At 44.0% G+C, this 21,071-nt stretch carries 12 protein-coding genes; 6 read left to right on the top strand and 6 right to left on the bottom strand.

The genetic code is table 11. The features are described from left to right. Nucleotides 1–3: 3 nt before the first annotated feature. Nucleotides 4–2,328, bottom strand: coding sequence for a collagen-binding protein (locus A0256_13000; GenBank protein ID AMR34543.1), 2,325 nt, complete (start codon nucleotides 2,326–2,328; stop codon nucleotides 4–6). A gap of 577 nt (nucleotides 2,329–2,905) precedes the next feature. Here A0256_13000 and A0256_12995 point away from each other — a divergent pair. From A0256_12995 to A0256_12970, 6 genes are all read left to right on the top strand, one after another. Beyond that, nucleotides 2,906–3,613, top strand: a complete 708-nt coding sequence (locus tag A0256_12995) for a DNA mismatch repair protein MutT (protein ID AMR32271.1) — start codon at nucleotides 2,906–2,908, stop codon at nucleotides 3,611–3,613. 98 nt (nucleotides 3,614–3,711) lie between these two features. Further along, entirely contained in the window at nucleotides 3,712–5,418 is a 1,707-nt protein-coding gene (locus A0256_12990; GenBank protein AMR32270.1) for a ribulokinase, read from the top strand. Between the two features lie 2 nt (nucleotides 5,419–5,420). Further along, complete coding sequence (gene araD / locus A0256_12985) at nucleotides 5,421–6,122, top strand: ribulose phosphate epimerase (protein AMR32269.1); 702 nt, start codon at nucleotides 5,421–5,423, stop codon at nucleotides 6,120–6,122. 49 nt (nucleotides 6,123–6,171) lie between these two features. Beyond that, nucleotides 6,172–7,536 (top strand): hypothetical protein, encoded by a 1,365-nt coding sequence (locus tag A0256_12980; protein ID AMR32268.1) that lies wholly within the window; start codon nucleotides 6,172–6,174, stop codon nucleotides 7,534–7,536. Between the two features lie 51 nt (nucleotides 7,537–7,587). Then, nucleotides 7,588–9,078: an L-arabinose isomerase gene (locus A0256_12975; protein AMR32267.1), complete on the top strand. Its 1,491-nt coding sequence runs from the start codon at nucleotides 7,588–7,590 to the stop codon at nucleotides 9,076–9,078. 79 nt (nucleotides 9,079–9,157) lie between these two features. Beyond that, on the top strand, nucleotides 9,158–10,864 hold the full coding sequence (locus tag A0256_12970) for a sodium transporter (protein ID AMR32266.1): 1,707 nt from the start codon (nucleotides 9,158–9,160) through the stop codon (nucleotides 10,862–10,864). Nucleotides 10,865–10,963: 99 nt separating this feature from the next. On the opposite strand, the gene A0256_12965 is transcribed toward A0256_12970, so the two are convergent. The 5 genes from A0256_12965 to A0256_12945 form a co-directional block, all read right to left on the bottom strand. Beyond that, complete coding sequence (locus A0256_12965; GenBank protein ID AMR32265.1) at nucleotides 10,964–11,767, bottom strand: hypothetical protein; 804 nt, start codon at nucleotides 11,765–11,767, stop codon at nucleotides 10,964–10,966. Nucleotides 11,768–11,779: 12 nt separating this feature from the next. Next, a complete protein-coding gene (locus tag A0256_12960) occupies nucleotides 11,780–13,180 on the bottom strand; it encodes a phosphate transporter (protein ID AMR32264.1) in 1,401 nt (466 codons plus the stop codon). A gap of 186 nt (nucleotides 13,181–13,366) precedes the next feature. Continuing rightward, complete coding sequence (locus A0256_12955) at nucleotides 13,367–18,172, bottom strand: chemotaxis protein (protein ID AMR32263.1); 4,806 nt, start codon at nucleotides 18,170–18,172, stop codon at nucleotides 13,367–13,369. A gap of 35 nt (nucleotides 18,173–18,207) precedes the next feature. Next, nucleotides 18,208–19,719, bottom strand: a complete 1,512-nt coding sequence (locus tag A0256_12950; GenBank protein ID AMR34542.1) for a phytochrome — start codon at nucleotides 19,717–19,719, stop codon at nucleotides 18,208–18,210. Nucleotides 19,720–19,954: 235 nt separating this feature from the next. Continuing rightward, nucleotides 19,955–20,974, bottom strand: a complete 1,020-nt coding sequence (locus A0256_12945; GenBank protein AMR32262.1) for a LacI family transcriptional regulator — start codon at nucleotides 20,972–20,974, stop codon at nucleotides 19,955–19,957. Nucleotides 20,975–21,071 lie beyond the last annotated feature (97 nt).

Below are 21,071 nucleotides of genomic sequence, written 5' to 3'. Positions count from 1 at the left end.
GGCTTAAAATTTAAAGTTCCAGGTGACAGATGGTATTTGGGTTGCAAAAATACTTGTGGCAGCAGCCTCGGTGGTACCGGGCATTGTTTTGCTATCCCGGAACATGATACTGTATGGGTCGCGGTGTTTGTACACATTATAAATGCTAAACGTCCAGCTGGAGTGGTATTTTTTATGTTGTTTTCCCTCCAGTGTGGCCCCTATGTCCAGTCGGTGGTTATCCGGCTTACGGTAACCGTTCCGTTCCGAATAAGAAAATGTAGTTAAACCGCCTACGGAATATTTGCCTGTTGGGTAGGTAACCGCGCTGCCCGTTTGGTAAATAAACGAGCCGGAGAACGACCAGCGCTTGTTTAACTGGTAAATACCAACTACCGAAAGATCATGCGTGCGATCTTGCCGGGCTGCATAATAATTTCCGCCGTTTATGGCAGGGAACCTGTTTTCAGCCCTTGACAAGGTATATCCTACCCAACCATTAAATCGCCCGTACTTCTTCTTCAGGAATAGTTCCAAACCGTAAGCCCTGCCCGAGCCGAAGGTTAACTGCGATTCTACATTTTCATTAACGATCAGCTGCGCACCATCTTTGTAATCTATCTGGTTTTGCAGCTTTTTGTAATATACCTCTGCCGAGAATTCAAAAATGTTATCCTTGAAATTGCGATACCAACCAGCTGAAATCTGATCTGCAATTTCGGGCTTGATATTATTACTACTCATTACATACAGGTCCGTTGGCGAACTGGTGGTTGAATTGGTAAGCAGGTGAATGTTTTGAGTATTGCGGTTATAGGATAGCTTTACCGAACTGGCTTCATTTAACTGGTAACCAGCAGAAATACGCGGCTCCAGATTGTAATAATTTTTTACAGATGCCCCGGATGCGTAAGTGGCGGAACTAGTAGTATTACCTGATGCATTGTAAGTTTTAAAAGTGCCGGGGCCGATTAAGGAAAAGCCGCTTAACCTTACACCATAAAGAATGCTTAGTTTATCATTTACCTTCCAATCATCATTTATATAGGCTGCGTTCTCGTAGCCATACCTTCGCTCTACGCTGCGGGTATTGAAACTGGAAGTCGCATCGGTAGTAATATCGCCGGGGGCAATGGAATGGTGCAAAATATTGAGGCCAAATTTAAGGCGATGCTCATTATTTACGGCATATTGCAGATCCTCCTTAAAGTTAAAATCGGTAATTTTAGAGGTTGCCTTGAAGCTGGTAGCGCTTTGAAAGCTTTCGATTACATAGTTGTAATTACTGAATACGAGCGATGTGTTTGAAAATAGCTTATTGGTAAAGACATGGTTAAACCTTAGCGTACCTGTAGAATTACCCCAGTTAGTGCCGAAAAGGTTTTTTAGACCAAGCACATCTTTACCAAAATAACCCGACAAATAAATGGCGTTTCGGTCATCAAAGTGATAGTTAGCCTTGGCGTTGAGATCATAAAAATAAAGAGAGCTTCCTTTAATGGTGGTATCTTTAGATGCATTTAAAAAAACGTCGATATAAGTTCGCCGGGCACTGATCATGAAAGACCCCTTATCCTTAACTATGGGGCCTTCAATTTTAAGGCGGGAGGCAATCAAACCCAAGCCGCCCTGCACCGTAAAATCTTTATTGTTACCATCGTTCATCTTAATATCCAGCACAGAGGATAAGCGCCCGCCGTATTCAGACGGCATGCCGCCTTTGTACAAACTAACATCTTTTATGGCATCGGAATTAAAAGTGGAAAAGAAACCAAATAAGTGCGAAGCATTATACACAGTGGCCTCATCCAGCATGATAAGATTTTGGTCCGAAGCACCACCACGTACGTAAAAGCCCGAGTTACCCTCCCCGCCCGATTTCACGCCGGGCATTAAAGTGATAGTTTTTAAAATATCTTTCTCGCCAAGTACTACCGGTACGCGGTTAATCTGCGCCATGTTTAGCTTCTCCACTCCCATTTGCGGCGATGCAATCTGGTCATTATTCGGTCGATTGGCTCTTACCACCACTTCCTGCAGATCACTTTTGGCTTTTAATGAGATGTTAATGGTTTGTACCTTCTGAAGGGTTACCGGCATGGATACCGTTTCGTACCCGATATAGGTAATTATCAGGGTTATATTACCGGTGGGAGCGGCTATCGAGTAAAAGCCATAATTATTGGTTGCCGCCCCGGAGTTTGGTAATTCCCTGATCCGTACAGTAGCACCTATCAGGGTTTCTCCTGTTGCGGCGTCTTTTATGGTACCGCTGATGATTTGCTTATTTTGCGCAAAAACTGAAAACGAACTTAATGTTAAAAAAGCGACTAGTAGGTGTTTTAGCATAATTTGTGCAAAAGTATAAAATAAAGCCTGCCGCAACAGGGTAAGCTGTTAAACTATTAGACGTTTAAATAGGCAAAACATTTTAAATCAAAATTTAAATGTTTTGCTCACAATTAACTATTCTAATTTAACTACAAGACATATTCGCAATTGGCTAAATAATAGAAGGCACGCCCCTCCTCAATACCGCCAACACGAGCTTTATCCAGACAAATACACTTTACTAAATATATTTGCGGCATCTGTTTTCAACCGTGCCGAAACGTAGTACAAATCATTTGTACGTTCTCAGCACCGGCCAAGTGAGAGCGCCGGATTTGAATAGCTTTAATAGTTACAATTGCTTTTCCACAACAGGGTAACACCATCAAGGGTGGATGGTAAAAAACAGAAAGGAGTTTTAGCAGTTAATACGGAGTCAATAGTCTTCTTATTTGCAAAAATACCATTAAACAATTTGTTATAATACCGTAGGAAAGACAAATACCGCGCAATTGTCATGATTTTGATAAAGCGCTTATAATATTAGTTAGTGTAAAGTATATTTGCTGAAATAAAATGATCCCAACTGCATCGGATGACTAAATATTCAAAACAAAGCAGGTATCTGCTGGCGGTGGATTGTATCGTATTTGGTTTTGATGGCGAAACGCTGAAACTATTGCTTATTAAAAGGAGTTTCAATCCTGAAAAAGACAACTGGAGCCTTATGGGAGGCTTTGTGCAGCCAACAGAAAGCCTTGACGAAGCGGCGAACCGGATTCTTAAACAGTTAACCGGCCTAGAAGGGGTTTATCTGGAGCAAATGTATTCGTTCGGGAATACCTTCCGCGACCCTATCGAGCGCACTATTTCGGTAAGTTACTTTGCGCTTATAGATATCCACAAATATGAGAAGCAAATCAGTGCCGACTTTCATGCCGAATGGGTTCAGCTTGACAGTTTGCCGAAATTAATCTTTGATCACCAGGAAATGGTGGAGATGGCTAAAAAAAGTATCCGGTACAAGGCTGCCCTGCACCCCATTTTGTTCGAACTGCTTCCGCCCCGCTTTACTTTACCCCAACTGCAAAACCTTTACGAAAGTGTTTTTAACGCCAGTATTGATAAACGTAACTTTAGCAAAAGGGTACTGGCTACCGGCTTGCTTATCAAACTTACTGATAAAGATAAAGCAGGATCCAAACGCGGCGCTTATTACTATCGATTGGATATGAAAAAGTACTCTGCTAATTTCCAGGCATTTATCAATATTATCCCCAACCCTGATACACTTCAGAATTAATCGTAGCGTTTGCCACGCTTAAATAAATTAAATCTTTTCGGGTAAATATTTCCAATTGTAAATAAATAAGTGTTAATTAGACAATTATAAACCAATTTATGAGTATGGATCAATATGTGATCGGGATCGACTACGGGTCGGATTCTGTTCGTTCTGTGATTGTAAACGCCGCAGATGGCAAAGAAATAGCTTCATCTGTATTTAATTATCCCCGCTGGCGCGATGGCTTGTATTGCAAACCAACCGAAAATCAATTTCGCCAACACCCTTTAGATTATATCGAAGGCCTAGAATCCACCATAAAGAACTGCATCCGGATTGCTGGCGGCGAGGCTATTGCCAAAGCTATTAAAGGTATATCGGTAGATACCACGGGCTCAACCCCGGTTGCGGTCGACGCTGCTGGTACACCGTTGGCTATGTTGCCCGAATTTGAAACCAACCCTAATGCCATGTTTGTTTTATGGAAGGATCATACCGGGATAAAAGAAGCAGCCGAGATAAACGCTCATGCCGAAAAATTTGATATCAATTACTTAAAATACGTAGGCGGTATTTATTCGTCCGAATGGTTTTGGGCCAAACTGCTGCATGTGCTAAGAGTAGATGGGGCGGTTAAGGCCGCCATGCACTCCTGGGTTGAACACTGCGACTGGATCCCCTTCCTACTCACCGGTGGCACAAATGCAGGTGAAATTAAACGTGGACGCTGCTCGGCCGGCCACAAGGCGCTTTGGGCCGAAGAGTTTGACGGATTGCCACCTGATGAATTTTTCAGTTCATTAGACCCAATTCTCACCGGCATAACCGCCAAATTATATAAAGACACTTACACTGCCGACCAATCTGCAGGAAAATTAAGCCCTGAATGGGCCGAAAGGTTAGGCCTTTCGACCGATGTGATAATTGGTACAGGCGCTTTCGACGCGCATATGGGTGCAGTTGGCGGGCAGATTGAGCCTTACTTTCTAAGTAAAGTTATGGGCACCTCAACCTGCGATATATTAGTAGCCCCATCGCAGGAAATAGAAGGCACCCTGGTTAAAGGTATTTGCGGGCAGGTAAACGGATCCGTAATCCCAGGCATGGCGGGTTTAGAGGCCGGGCAATCTGCATTTGGCGATACCTATGCTTGGTTTAAAAGCATGGTAGCATGGCCGTTGAACAACCTGCTTTCGGAATCAAAGCTTATCGACGCTGCTACAGCCAATGCGTTAAAAGAGGAACTGGCAGATTTGATTATACCTGAATTAAGCAGACAGGCTGCACTTTTACCTATTGACGAAGCCAGCGAACTGGCGGTAGACTGGCTGAACGGCCGGCGCACGCCTGACGCTAACCAAGCCTTGAAAGCGGCAATAACCGGCCTTAATCTGGGCAGTGATGCCCCCCGTGTTTTCCGTGCGCTAGCCGAATCTACCTGTTTTGGCGCTAAAAGTATCGTAGATCGATTCATCAGCGAAGGCATTCCTGTTAAAGGAATTATCGGTATTGGAGGGGTTGCTAAAAAATCACCTTTTGTAATGCAGATGATGGCCGATATATTGGGCATGCCTATCCGCATTCACCAGTTTACGCATACCTGCGCTTTGGGTGCGGCTATGTTTGCTGCGGTTGTAGCCGGCATATACCCCAATGTGGAGGATGCCATGAACGCTATGGGTGGCGGCTTTGATGCAGTTTACGAACCGAATCCTGAATTGAAAAATATTTATGAAAAACGCTACCAGGAATTTAAGAAACTGGGCGGCTATATTGCGCAACAAACTGAATTGAAATCTGACCCCGCCCTTCAAAACGCATAAAAATGGTCAACTATCAACACCTCAAAAAAATAGCTTACCAGGCAAATATGCAATTGCCAAAACTTGGCCTTGTGCTTTTTACTTTTGGCAATGTGAGCGCCGCCGACCGCGAACTCGGCGTATTTGCGATTAAGCCCAGCGGCGTACCGTACGATGACCTCACGCCCGATAAAATGGTGATCGTAGATTTTGAAGGCAATACGATTGAAGGCGATCACCGCCCGTCATCAGACACAAAAACACATGCCGTGTTGTATAAAAATTGGCAAAACATTGGCGGTATTGTACATACGCATTCCACCTTTGCCACAGCATGGGCGCAATCGCAACGCTGCATTCCCATATTTGGCACCACACATGCCGATCATTTAACTACCGATATCCCTTGCGCGCCGCCAATGAGCGATGAAATGATACAGGGCGATTATGAATACCAAACCGGTTTCCAGATCATCAATCACTTTAAAGAACTTGGGCTAAGCTACGAGGAAGTAGAAATGATATTAGTGGGTAACCATGCCCCCTTTACATGGGGCAAAACAGCTGATAAAGCCGTCTATAATAGTGCAGTTTTAGAAGCGGTAGCACAGATGGCCTTGCTAACCGAACAGATCAACCCTAATGCGCCACGGTTGAAAGATGCGTTGATAAAAAAGCATTATGAACGGAAACACGGGCCGGATTCTTACTACGGACAGAGTTAAATGTGAACATTGAGATATGCGATTTGAGATCACAAATCAACTATAGAATATGAGAATACGCTACCTGTTTACGTTTTTAGTGGTTGCCCTTTTCAGCGTTAACCTGTCCGCGCAAAATATAATCGCGAAAAGCCCGCCGATGGGCTGGAACAGTTATAACTGTTTTGGTTCGGCTGTGCACGAGGATGAGGTGAAAACCAATACCGATTACATGGCTAGCAAGCTAAAGGCTTTTGGCTGGGAATATATTGTGGTGGACTTTTTATGGAGCTATGACAACCCACCGGGAAGCAATATTGGCAACCCTTTCCAGATGCGTTTGTATGATGGTTCTTACGTGCCATGGTTAACAATGGATAAATGGGGCAGATTGATGCCGCAACCTAATAAGTTCCCATCGGCAATAAACGGGGCCGGGTTTAAGCCACTATCAGATTACGTGCACCGTAAGGGTTTAAAGTTTGGCATTCATGTAATGCGGGGCATTCCCCGCCAGGCGGTTTGGTCTAAATCGCCCGTTAAAGGCACCAATGGTATCACAGCAGATATGGTTGCCGACACCAACTCAAAATGCCCCTGGATGAACCACATGTATGGCCTGGATATGAAAAAACCAGGTGCGCAGGAATATCTGAACTCCATACTGGAACTTTATGCTTCCTGGGGTGTAGATTTTATTAAGGTAGATGATCTTTCACGCCCATATAGCCAACCCGAAGTAGAAGGCTACCAAAAAGCGATACAAAGTTGCGGCAGGCCGATGGTATTAAGTCTCTCGCCGGGCGAAACACCTTTGGCACAGTCGGCACATGCTACCCAATATGCCAACATGTGGCGCATGGCGGATGATTTTTGGGATAACTGGAAAGAGATTCTGCATATGTTTGATTATGCCAAAAGCTGGGAAGGCGTTAGCGGCCCAAGCCACTGGCCCGATTGCGACATGATCCAAATAGGTAAGCTTTCTAAACGGGGGCCCGTGGGCAACGAACGCTATAGCCGCTTTACCGAAGATGAGCAATATACCCACATGACCTTTTGGAGCATTTACCGCTCGCCACTAATGATAGGCGGCAACCTTCCCGAAAATCGTGAACTAGAATTGAAACTGTTTACCAATGCCGAAGTCTTGGCTGCCAATCAAAAAGGAGAGAACCCAAAACAGCTGTATAAAAAAGATGGCGGGATGGTTTGGTATTCGCATGTGCAGGGCAGTAGTGACCTCTACGTGGCACTTTTTAATATCGGCGAAAATAACAAAACTATTTCTGTTGATTTTGCCAGCCTGGGGTTAAAAGGCAACGTAAAAGTGCGCGATCTGTGGAAGAAGCAGGATGTTGGCCAGTTTAATACATCCTACAAGCAAAACATTAACCTGCACGGCGCCGCCTTATTTAAGTTATCGCCATTATAACACCTTAAACAATCACTAAATCACTCATTCAATAATTCATTAAATAATTACATGATCGATCTAAAAACATTTGAAGTATGGTTCATCACCGGGAGCCAGAACTTATACGGCGAAGAAACCCTTAAACAGGTAGCCATTCATTCTCAGCATATTGCAGAGGGCCTCAACAATGCAGGCAAAATTCCGGTGCGCATAGTTTACAAACCCGTAGTAAAATCAACAGAAGAGATTTACAATACTTTACAGGAAGCTAACGTAGCGCCAAATTGTATCGGTATCATCACCTGGATGCACACTTTTTCACCTGCCAAGATGTGGATTCGCGGGCTGAACATACTGCAGAAGCCCATGCTGCACCTGCACACGCAATACAACCGTGATATTCCCTGGAGCAGCATAGATATGGATTTTATGAACCTGAATCAAAGCGCCCATGGCGACCGCGAGTTTGGTTTCATGGTATCGCGCCTGCGCAAAAACCGTAAGGTAGTGGTTGGCCACTGGCAAGACCAGGAAGTGCTGAACCAGATCAACGGCTGGGCGCGCGCTGCAGCTGGCTGGCACGATTGGCAAGGCGCAAAATTTGCCCGCTTTGGCGATAACATGCGTTTTGTTGCCGTTACGGATGGTGATAAAGTTGAAGCAGAAACCAAGTTCGGCTTTTCTGTAAATACCTATGGAATTGGCGATCTGGTGGCCGTGATAGATAGCATCAGCGAAGCTGAAGTAACTGCCCTGACCGATGAGTATGAAGAAAGCTACACAATGGATGCCGGATTGAAAAAAGGCGGCGAAGCCTATTCATCGGTTTACGAGGCGGCCAAAATAGAATTGGGATTGAAGAAATTCCTGGAAGACGGCGGCTTTAAGGGCTTCAGCGACACCTTTGAAGATCTGCATGGCATGATGCAATTGCCGGGCATTGCCTCCCAGCGCTTGATGGAGGCCGGTTACGGATTTGCAGGCGAAGGCGACTGGAAAACAGCCGCACTGGTACGGGCCTTTAAAGTAATGGGCAGCGGACTGCCTGGTGGAAATGCCTTTATGGAAGATTATACTTACCACTTTGACCCTAATAACGAACTGGTTTTAGGCTCACACATGCTGGAGATTGATTCGTCATTGGCCAGCGGCAAGCCTGCGTTGGAAGTTCATCCGCTGGGTATTGGCGGCAAAGCAGATCCTGCGCGTTTGGTATTTAACGTGGCAGGGGGAAATGCGCTTAATGCATCACTAATTGATATGGGCAACCGTTTCCGGTTACTGATCAATGAGGTAGAAGCTGTTGAACCGCAGAACGACCTGCCTAAACTTCCCGTGGCCAGAGTGCTTTGGAAGCCACTGCCCGATATGAAAACAGGCTGTGCAGCCTGGATCTACGGCGGTGGTGCGCACCATACCGCTTACAGCCAGAATTTAACCGCAGAGCAGTTGCAGGATTTTGCAGATATGGCCGGGATAGAGTTTCTGCGCATAGGCAAAGGAACTACAATTGAACAATTCCGCAACGAATTACGCTGGAACGAAGTTTCTTACCGATAATCTTATATAAAGCAGGCAGCCGGATGGGATCATTGCTGCCTGCTTTACCAAAACAATAAAACCTAATTAAAATTAAATTATGAATAAATTTACGCATATAGATTACATCATCTTCGTGATCTATTTCGTGGTAGTATCCAGTTACGGTTATTGGGTATACAGCCGAAAAAAAATAAAAGGTGTATCAGATAGCAAGGATTTTTTCCTCGCCGAAGGATCGCTTACCTGGTGGGCCATCGGTGCTTCACTCATCGCCTCTAATATCTCGGCCGAGCAGTTCATCGGTACAAGCGGGCAGGGCTTTGCAGTTGGTTTAGCTGTTGCAGCCTACGAATGGGTGGCCGCCATAGCGCTCATTATCGTTGCAGTATGGTTTATCCCCATCTTTCTCAAAAATAAGATTTTTACCATGCCGCAGTTTTTGCATACCCGTTACAACGAAACGGTAAGCTTTATCATGGCCATTTTTTGGTTGCTGCTGTACGTGCTGGTAAATCTGACATCCATTTTATACCTCGGTGCCCTGGCCATTAACAGCCTTGCCGGTGGCGGATATCTCCACGAAATCATCATCGCACTAGCCGTTTTTGCTTTGTTCATTACACTAGGCGGCATGAAGGTGATTGGTTTTACCGATGTAATACAGGTACTCGTGTTAGTAGTGGGCGGTTTGGCTACCACTTATATTGCCCTCACACTGGTAAGCGAAAAATTTGGTTTTGGTCATGATGCCATTGCCGGTTTAACTGCAATGTTCAAAGATGCGCCGGATCACTTTAAAATGATCATGGCGAAACCACAACCGGGCGCGCCACAGGCGGAAATCAATAAATACCTGGCACTGCCGGGTATCGCCATGTATTTTGCCGGCCAATGGATTGTAAACCTTAACTACTGGGGCTGTAACCAATATATAACCCAACGCGCTTTGGGTGCTGATTTAAAAACTGCACGTACAGGAATCCTGTTTGCCGGTTTAATGAAACTTGCAATGCCGATCATCGTGGTTTTGCCGGGTATTGCCGCGTATGTACTCTACAAAAATGGTGGACTTCAGCAGGAAATGAATTCGGGCGGGCACTTCAATTCGGATAATGCATACTCTGCCATCCTTGGTTTTTTACCCACCGGCTTAAAGGGCCTTTCGGTTGCCGCACTTACAGCTGCTATCGTTGCATCACTGGCGGGTAAGGCTAATAGTATCAGTACCATATTTACGCTTGATATTTACAAGAAGCACATCGATAAAGGTGCAAGCGAAAAGAAAATGGTCATCACGGGCAAAATTGTGATCCTGGCAGCGTTGGCGTTTTCTATCATCCTCACCTGGAAAGATCTTTTAGGGATCAGCGGCGAAGGAGGTTTTACTTATATTCAAAAGTACACCGGTTACATTAGCCCGGGGATCTTTGCCATATTCATCTTAGGTTTCTTTTGGAAACGCACAACGGGAACTGCGGCCATTGCCGGTATTTTAACCAGCTTTGCCATGTCGGTGTTATTTAACAACTTCGCTCCCGCCCTATTCGGGCACGAAACGCTGCTGTACACCGCTTTCCCAACCGGCGATGCAAAAGGAACCTGGCAGATTCCATTCCTGATCTGTATGGGCCTTTCTTTTTTCTTTACGGTAATTGTAATGGCAGTTATCAGCCTTGCAGGGCCTAAGATCAACCCTAAAGCGTTGGATATCCCTAAACATATGTTTAAGGTTGATAAGGGTACACTGGCACTTATCATCGTAACCTTAATGCTGCTTACCATGCTATATGTTAAATTCTGGTAGGTTCCAAATAGATTACCAATAACGCAAAAATGGCTGCCGGAAAAACGTTCCGGCAGCCATTTTTTTATGCTTAATATAACAAACCTAATTTTGCTTCAGCTATTCGTGCAAGACAAGTATTGCCTTAACAGACCTGTTCATTACCTGGTTCACGGTACTGCGGTTAAAAAGGCGGTATACGATATTATGATGGTGTTTTACCAGGCAAAGGAGATCAGTCTGTTCTTTTTCTACAAAGTCGAGGATACCATTGAGAGGTCGGCTGTCAGTTATATAGTTGAATTTTAATTCGATATTCCTGATCAATGCGCGCAGTTTTAATTCACGTGTTTCAATAAATTTCGGATTGGATTTTTCGGTAACATAAAGTACCTGCATTTGTTCCGATCCAAAAGCCTTTACCATTTCGTTGAGTGAGCGCACATCTTCTGCAGAGAGGCGGGTTTCGTAATCAGTGGCAAGCGTTATACTGGGCACTTTGGAGAATTTGCTTTCCAGCGGTATGATGAGCGTAGGAATTTTCACTTTGCTCACCATCATGCTCACATTACTACCTACAATGCCGCTGATCCCCGTAGAACCGGTAATCCCCATTACCAGCAACTCCACATGATTTTCTTCAATATACTGGGTTATTACGTTTTTCAAGAACCCTACGCTGCATAGGGTAGATATTTCTACCCCTTCGTAGCCGGATACCCACTCCTTTAAAGCCTGTCGTTTAGCGTTGTAGTAATCCTCTATAAATATCGCGTTATACGTATTATTATTGATCCCCTCGGTTGGATGAATGGCATGGATAACGCAGATATCAGCATCCAGCAATTTCGCCAATGAAACCGCGTAGGCCATAGCATTTGCAGCGCTGGGAGAAAAATCGGTGGCAACAAGAATCTGCTTCATATAACTAATTTATCAAATAAAAAGATGAAAGCCCATAAACAAAAGGAAGGATAAAATAATGGCAACGGGCAAAGTAAGCACCCAGGCCATGGCGATATTTTTAATAGTACCGTTGTTGAGATTCTTGGTACCCCCAGATGCTACCATTGCACCGGCAATACCACTGGATAGTACATGCGTGGTACTTACAGGTAAACCGAAGGCAGTGCTTAATCCGATAGTGGATGCTGCAACAATTTCTGCGGTGGCACCCTGAGCATAGTTCAAATGTTGCTGCCCTATTTTCTCACCGATAGTAACGACGATTCGTTTCCAACCGATCATCGTACCAAGGCCAAGGGAAATAGAAATGGTCAGCACTACCCACAGCGGCGCAAAATCAACCGTGCGGTCTATAGCTGTTGAAAGCTTTTGCAACGCCGCGCGATCAGGCCCGGCTATCGCAGTATTGTCTTCGTGGTGCAGTACGGCCATGCCATTTATTACATCCTGGAGCTGTTTGCGGAATTTATAAGTGTGCTCGGTCTTGGTATGGCTTTTTTGCTGAATGGTCGTCTCAGTTTGCGCAACCAGATTAAGTAATTTGCGTGCATTGGTATCTGCAGGATACCTGGCTATTACCACTTGAGTTTGTTTAAGTGATTTTAATATTTCAGCATCTGAAATATTGCGATTTACCGCGAACCTTGCCGGAACAAATGCAATGAGGATAAGCATCAACAGACCAACTCCTTTTTGCCCGTCGTTGCTCCCATGGAAAAAGCTTACCAAAGTACAAGTTGTGATAAGCAGTATCCGTGTCATCAATGGTGGCCGGTCATTTTCTCCCGCCGGGATATGAAATAAATGTGCTGCCTTAAAAACGTTCTTAAGCAGGTACATTAGTAGCATGGCAGCGCCAAAACCGAGCAGCGGTGAAAATATGAGGGACGAACCTATTTCTTTCGCTTTTTCCCAGTTTACCCCGCTGCCACCGTAGTACCACGTGAAAGCAAGGCTGGCACCAATCATTGAGCCAATCAGCGTGTGCGAACTAGAGCATGGTATACCCATGTACCAAGTGCCCAGGTTCCAAATGATAGAGCCGAGCAGTACAGACAAAACCATACAGGCTCCTACAGCGATCGGCAGGGCCATCAAATCATTAAGGGGTAGTAGTTTAAGAATACCCATTGCTACTGCTACGCCACCAAGCAATACCCCCAAAAAATTCCACATGCCCGACCAGGGAATTGCATAAGCTGGCTTTAGCGCCTTGGTATAAATTACTGTTGCGACGGCGTTTGCCGTATCATGAAAGCCGTTAACAAACTCAAAGCCTACTACAGCTAACAGACAAACAAAGAACACCAGTAAGAGCGAACCGCTCAATTCGGTTTCGCCAATAAGCGGGAGGGATAAAATAGCGAGCATGTGATCTAAATAACATCGAAAGGTATCGCTTTGTCTTAACCCACATGTTAACAAATTGTTATACTATACGCTATTTAGTATTAACAATAATTGCTTAAACAGAATTAAAAAATATAAATAGCGCTAAATTTCAGATTATGATGTTTTGCCTGCTACGAAATAAAAATCATGATGCTTCAGCGGTGCCTACCGAACCGGGATCGTAAACCAAAACGTTGAGCCATCCTGGCCGGTACTATCCACTCCAATATGGCCATTATGTCTATTCACAATTTCGGCGGATATAAATAACCCAAGGCCAAGGCCGGAAAAATGAGTGGACGACTCCTGAACACGGTAAAAACGATCAAAAATATAGGGCTTTTTATCATCCGGAATACCGATGCCAAAATCTTTTACCGATACTTTAAAACTTTCGTTTACCATAGAGCAGCTAATAAGGATCGTGTCAGCATCCGGCGAATATTTAATGGCATTAGTTAAGAAATTATGCACCACTTGTTCTAAGCGGGCTTTGTCGGCCGTAGCGTTGATGCTGCAGTCGGCCTGTAGAATAAGTTTATGATTTGTGCCCTGTGCTTTTACATCGTCCACACAATCTTTAACCATTTCAACGGCATTGAAAGTAGAGTAATTGAGAAGCATTTTTCCTTCCTGGATCTTGGTTACGTCCAGCAGGTCGCCAACCAGGTCTGTTAATTTATCAGTCTGGCTGTTTGCCTTATCAATAAATCTCGACATCTGCCCCTGCTCACCATTCCTTTCTATCATTCGTTGAACAATTTGCAGCGACCCTTTTAAACTGGTAATAGGTGTTTTTAGCTCATGGCTGGCAATGCTCATAAACTCATCCTTTTTATGCATTAGTTCCTCGGTGGCTTTACGCCCGTTCACCAATTCAGTTACTTCAAATCCAAAAAACGCTATCCCATCAATTACGCCATTATCTGCAAAAACGGGTGTATACACAAAATCAAACCAGCGCTCCACGTCATCACCTATTTTCCAACCCAATTTTTTGATGGAGTGAGATTTGCCGTAATATGGATTACCTGTGTTGAAAACCTGTTTCTCTATCTCCAGCAACTCCGATCCGGCAAATTCCGGATGCAGTTCCTGCACCGTTTTGCCCTGATAATTTTCGCAGCCATCAAATTCGGCAAAGGCCTTGTTTACAAATTCATAACGCAATTCTGCACCCCGCCTTATAGAGATCAAAGCAGGGGCATTACTAAAAATATCAGAGAATTCGGCCTGCTGTTTCTGCACCAGGTTCTGTAACTGCTGTCTCTTTGCTTCCGCTTCTTTCTGCAGGGTGATATCGATAATGTAACTTACTGAAGTTACACTGTCATTGTCATCTAACAGCGCCGACCCCATGAGGACAGATACAGTCCCACCATTTTTTTTATTATATCTTTTCTCAAAAGGCGGGCAAACACCGTGCTCTTTCAACTGCGCTACCGCCCAGTTACTGATATCCAAATATTCTTCCGGCGTGATTTCTTGCCCGTTCAACTTTTTACTTTCCAGATCATTACGGGTATAGCCTAACATGTTTAAAAATGCATCATTAGCTTCCAGCATTTCGCCATCCAGCGTTGCGAAAAGCATCCCTATCAGGTTGGATTCAAACACCTTTTTAAATTTGCTTTCGCTGCTGCTCAAACGCCTTTCTGTTTCTACCAGCCGTGTTATATCAACTACGGAGCCAACCAGCCGGTATGGGGTCTGTAATTCATCTTCTAAGATGCTCCCTCTATCAAGCACTGCTGCATAAGTATTATCCGCCTTAAGTATCCGGTACTCGGCAGACCAGTTGGTCTCATGTTTATTTATGGCCTGGTATACACTGCTTTCTACCCGTTTGCGGTCGTCAGGATGGATTTTGCTAAACCAAAAATCCACGTTATTGCTTTCTCCGCCCTGCCCGTAGCCAAACATTACGGTAAAGTTCTCATTGCGCCACATGGTGTTGGTCACCAGGTTCCAATCCCAAACGGTATCGTTGGTAGCTTTTGATACAAGTTTAAAACGCTCTTCGCTTTCTGCCAGCTTTTGGGTACGTTCCTGCACCCTCTGTTCTAATTGCTGGTTGAGATTCCGCAGCCCCTCTCTTGCAGTTATCAACTCATTATAATTCTTTTTAAGCTTTTTCTCCGCATTTTTACGGATGGTTACATCGCTTAAGCTAAGTACAAAACCATCATTCATTTTGGCACTGGATAATTGATAATACCGGCCGTCTGTAGTTTGGATCTCTGCCTGAACGGGCTTACCCGTTTCGGCGACTTTCGAATATTGCTCAAAATTCATGGCCGCCATCAGTTCGGGAAACTCGCTGATAGATGGCTGTGCATTCATGTCGTCAGCCGTTTTATCAATTAGCGACAAAGCAGATTGATTAAAGGCTATACACTTATAATCTTTTGGCTTACTGCCTGTGGCAGCTATTTCGCGAAATGCAAGAATAGCGGATGAGTTGGCGTTAAACACGCCGGTAATCATATTATTCAGTTCGGTAATTACCGATATATCAACAAAAGTAATAACCGCCCCATCCGGCTGCTTATCCTTGCGGATATAGGGCATAATGCGCATAAGGCTGTTGGTACCGCTTTTAAGCGCTACTTCTTTTTCTATCATCTTTCCCTTGCCCAGAACAGTATGCAGATCGTTCACCAGGTTATCTAACAAAATGTTATTGGAGATATGATTAATAGGCCTGCCAATATCCGCTTCTATCAAATTGATCAGTTTTACCGCCGCAGGGTTAAACTTACGGATACGTAAATTAGCATCGATAAAGATCTGACCGATAGCAGTGCTCCTGAAATAATTATCCAGATCGTCATTAAGTTCCACCAGCTCCCTTATTTTCAGCTGATGTTCGGTATTCAGGGTGTGTAATTCTTCGTTAAGAGACTGCAATTCTTCATTCCCAGATTGCAATTCTTCATTTGCCGAAAGCAGTTCCTCGTTGCTGGATTGAAGCTCCTCATTGGTAGTCTCCATCTCCTCTACAGCCATTTGGAGATTAATGCGGGTTTCGCTTAATTCTGCCTCCATCTCCATCAGGTACTCGCCATGCTGGTCGCCGTCTACCGGTGGCAATACAATACCTTGCTTCACCGGCTCGGCCTTATTTTCAGAAAACAAAACGAGGGTGTAGCCATTCGGCGACCGGCTATCCGGCGGCTTAACGGTGATCTGCAAAAGCATAACCTCTTTTTCGCGCTTAACCTTAATATTATCAATATGCGCTTTCTTTCCCTCTTTCCAGGCTTTGCGGATTGCGGTATTCAGTACAATAGAAACATCCTTGCCCACCATATTGAGGATATTTAGATCCAGCTTTTTTTCGGGCATCATCAAAAACCTGTTAAAGTCGCCAATCGTTTCTTTTACCGTGTAGCTCTTATCGATAAAAATACCAACCGGACCAAACTCCTCTATCAGCAGGTCACGAAACTCTTCATCTATGGACTTTGGCTTATCGCTATTTTTTACAGGAATTTGTTTTTCATCATATTTTAAACCAGGCGCAACTGCGGTGTAGGTATGGTGAAGCCCATAAGTGATAGCGCCGGATCGCTGGTAGATTTTCCATTTGCTGCTGATTTCAGTTACCCCCTCTTTAATACTTGCCGCATTTTCGCTTGACCCTAAGAATAAGTACCCCTCTTTATTAAGTGCATAATGGAATGTAGCTACTACTTTTTGCTGCAATAGGCTATTCATGTAAATAAGCATGTTTCGGCAGGTGACCAAATCGTTCTTGATAAATGGTGGCGACTTGATCACATTATGGCGCGCAAAAACAATCTGCTTGCGGATGCCCGGCAGAACCGAATAGCTTTTGTTATCTTTTATAAAATATCTTTTCAATAAATGCTCCGGAATTTCCCTGCCTGCGGTAAGCGGATAGCAATTCCTTGCTGCAACTTCAATAGCGGCATCATCAACATCGGTAGCAAAAATTTTGATCTCGATGTTTTTACCGCTTTCCTCCACCTTTTCATTCAACAATACGGCAATTGAATAGGCCTCTTCCCCGGTGCTGCAGGCGCATACCCAAACTTTAAGGATATCGCCGTCGTTTTTCTTTTTAACAATATTGGGGATAATCTCTTTTTCCAGTAACTCAAACGCTTGCTTATCTCTAAAAAAGCTGGTAACTCCAATTAAAAAATCCTTGGCAAGCAGTTTAACTTCAGCGGGGTCCTTGTGCAGCAAAGCAACATAATCTTCCAAATGCAACAGTGCTACCGCCGCCATACGCCTGGTAATGCGCCTTAAAATAGTGGGTGTTTTGTATAGATTGAAATCATGCCCGCTGCTTTTTGATACCAGCGTAAAAATGTCGTTCAGTTTACCATCATCAAAGCCACCCTCTTCTATCTGTGGGATATTGATCTGATGCACGTAATTATAAACCTCGGCGTGCATTTTTGCCGGTGCCAAAATATGATCTGCATTGCCTGAAGTAATGGCACTATTGGGCATCCCATCAAACTTCGCTGTTGCCGGATCCTGAACTATTACCATGCCGCCATATTCCTTTATGGCTTCAATACCTTTGGTACCGTCTGTACCGGTGCCTGAGAGGATAATCGCAATTGCCTTCTCCTTTTTCTCCTTAGCCATTGTAAACAGAAAGGTGTCAATGGCTGTATTGGGCGATTTATCTTTTACCTTATCCGCAAGCTTAAGCTTGTGCCCGCGGATGGTCATCAGTTTTTTATTGGGGATAATATACACACAGTCGCGCTGTAGGGTCACATCGTTAGCAGCTTCAAAAACCTGCATGTGGGTATGTTTGGATACAAGTTCTACCAACAAGCTTTTATAATCTGGCGAAAGATGCTGTATCACCACAAAAGTAAAACCCGAGTTGGCCGGCATATGATCAAAAAACTCATGGATGGCTTCCAGCCCACCGGCCGATGCGCCGATAGCTATGATAAAGCGATCCGGAGAGCTGGATTCCATGAATTGTAATTTGCTAGCCTTTGCCAAAATCTAATTTATATTTTGCGGGTAATAAATTCGTAAATAAAACTTCGCAGATTTTCTGCTGCCCTCAGTTGTTGTTCTGTCCACGATATGGCGGTGTGATGCACGGTTTGCTGCCATATTTTAAAGGAATTTCTTGGATGATAGTTTTTACCATCAGGTTCAAAATTTATCGCAGCATTGGGGTCGCCACCCCATTTGATAGTTTGTACCACCTCCGGCCGGAAGCAAATGATAAAATCACCTGTTTCAGCATCAACCGGTATAACCAATACGCCACTAGCGGATTCAGCGTATGGCAGAGCGTCTTCAAACAATTCGGGCAATTGATCTGTAGCAAAAACACGGTCGGTTTGCTTGTTTTGTAACCAAAGCACCATGTTTTCGATGAAGGATTCATCCGGGGCATCGCCTATTATATGCTGTTGCCCATCAACTACAGCTACTGCAGCATTCGCATTAAATAACTGCAACAGGTTTGTCTTTTCAGCATTCATTAACCCGGCAACCAAATCGTTCTCGGCGTACACTGCCGATGCTAAAGCTGTTTGAATTTGCTGCAGCCTGGATTCTTCCTCAAAAGATTGCTTGTATAAAATTGCAGTAACCTTATTAGATATAAGTAACGAGAGCAGTTCGCACACGCCGCAAAGTTCCAGGCTAAGGTAGCGCGGTGTTAAGTGGTGGCAGGCAATAAGGCCCCATAACTGATCATGATAAATCACACGGATAGACATGGATGCCTGCACATTCATATTTTTTAAATATTCCAGGTGCACGGCAGCAACGCCTCTTAGGTTGCAATCGGCCAGATCTGTAAAAGTTTTTGTTTGCGGATTAATAACCGGATAAAGCCTTACCGGCTTAAAGTTTCGGTTTGGAATAAGTCTGTATGGGTTTTGCAGATACAATTGCCTTGCTTGTTTAGGCACATCCGAGGCGGGGAAGGTGTGGCCCAGGTAACTCTCCAGCCCTTCAACCCTTTCTTCAGCTAACACGGTACCATTCCAGTCGCTATCAAAACGATACATCATAACCCCATCGAATCCGTTAATCTTACGTAGTTCGGCAATGGCAATTTCACTTACTTCTTCAATACTGCCGGCATGTTCAATTGCTGCCATGGCGTACCTTAAATCATCAAATACACTTGTGAAGGAACGCTCATTCTCCGGGTTAGCTTTTTCTAATTCAAGCACCAGGCAATCACTCCTAAAATGTGCCAGAGTTGCCATTTTTTGATCACCGAGCTGCAGGATAAAAGGTATCTTATCTTTTATCTGCTCACCGAAACGTTGTTTTAATTCGGAAACTATAGATGCATCGGTGTAATCTGCAAGCAAACTCCCAACTATGGTATCCAAATCCAACGACAGCAACTCAGCAATATTTTCGCTCACCTGGATAATACGGAGCGTATCGTTTTCTAAAACTAGTAAGTAACCATAATCCTGGATGATATTGATATGGCTAAGTGGCAGACTTCCACAAAAATCAGAATCGTAATTTTTCCCTTTTGGCATTTTATTCGGTATTCCTGGATCGGTTACAATCGGCATCGGGCAATACGCCCTCAAAGGCACAAAACCTCCCAAGTAAACAACGGCAGATGATCCCGCTAAATTATAATTTTCTTCTAAAGAAACAACCCGTCGCCATACAACCTATCAGAATAATAATTACACCCTGGCGATATTTTAATCCCGCAGTTTGCTGCTAAATCAACAACTCCAAGTGGACAGGAATTGACCAAAAAGTTTATTGCTTCATTTTAGAAGATCCCCTGATATTGAGATCAGTTTTGAGAATGATAGATTGGGGCTTATGATCTTTGGAGGAAGCGTTGAGCTTATTAAGCAACACTGTGATCACATTATCTGCAATGGCTTCTATAGGTTGAGCCAATGCAGTTACCGGGGGCGAGAAGAGTTTAAATACGTCGTAATCATCAAATGATACCACCGCAAGTTCTGATGGAACTTTGATACCCAGCGCGTTGATAACCTTTAACCCGCAGGTACCTACGTGATTGGTACCGAATATCACCGCATCTATTTGTTTGTTATTAGTAAGAAAGGTATGAATAGGCTCGATGATCTGCTCTTCATCCGGGTTAAATACAATCTCTTCTATCATGGGTTCAAAGCCGCTTTCCTTCAACGCATCACTATATCCCTGTACCCTTGCAGTCATCTGTGTTTGCAGCGATTTAAAAGTGATAAAGGCAATTTTTTTGTACCCCTGCTGAATTAGATGACGGGTAGCATTATAAGTACCAAATAGATTATCGATCTCTACATAATCAGTGCTGACGTTAGGCAAATGCCTGTCGAAGAACACCACCGGCATGCCGTCTTTAATCAAAGAGTTGATGTCCTCCTCAATACCTTCAGGCGGGGCAATGATATAACCGTCCACGTGCCTGTCGCGAAACATGTTGATCAGTTCCTGCGTCTTTACCGTATCATTATCGGTACTGCAATAAATAATCTTGTAACCGTTTTTATAAGCCCGGTCTTCTATTAGCCTGGCAATAGCAGCAAAAAAGGGGTTGGAGATATCTTCTACCATCAGCCCTATGATATTAGACTTGCCGGTGCGTAAACTTTTAGCAAGTGAATTTGGCTTATAACCCACCTCATCAACAAATTTTTGAACCCGCTCCACTAATTCCTTTCCTATCCGCTTTTCCTGCGCTCTGCCGTTGAGAATAAACGATATGGTGGTTTTTGATACGTTTAGGTGGTTGGCAATATCAACTATAGAAAGTTTTTTCACGTGCTATTTTATTAAATTCAAATATAAAATAATATAGTTAACAACATTAATACTCCGCTGTTATAAAACGATTTAATGCGAGGATTCAGTTTAAAAT

Origin of the sequence: Mucilaginibacter sp. PAMC 26640 (assembly GCA_001596135.1) — a bacterium.
Classification (GTDB): domain Bacteria; phylum Bacteroidota; class Bacteroidia; order Sphingobacteriales; family Sphingobacteriaceae; genus Mucilaginibacter.
Note: the sequence above shows the minus strand (reverse complement) of the source record. Positions and strands in the feature narration are given on the sequence as shown.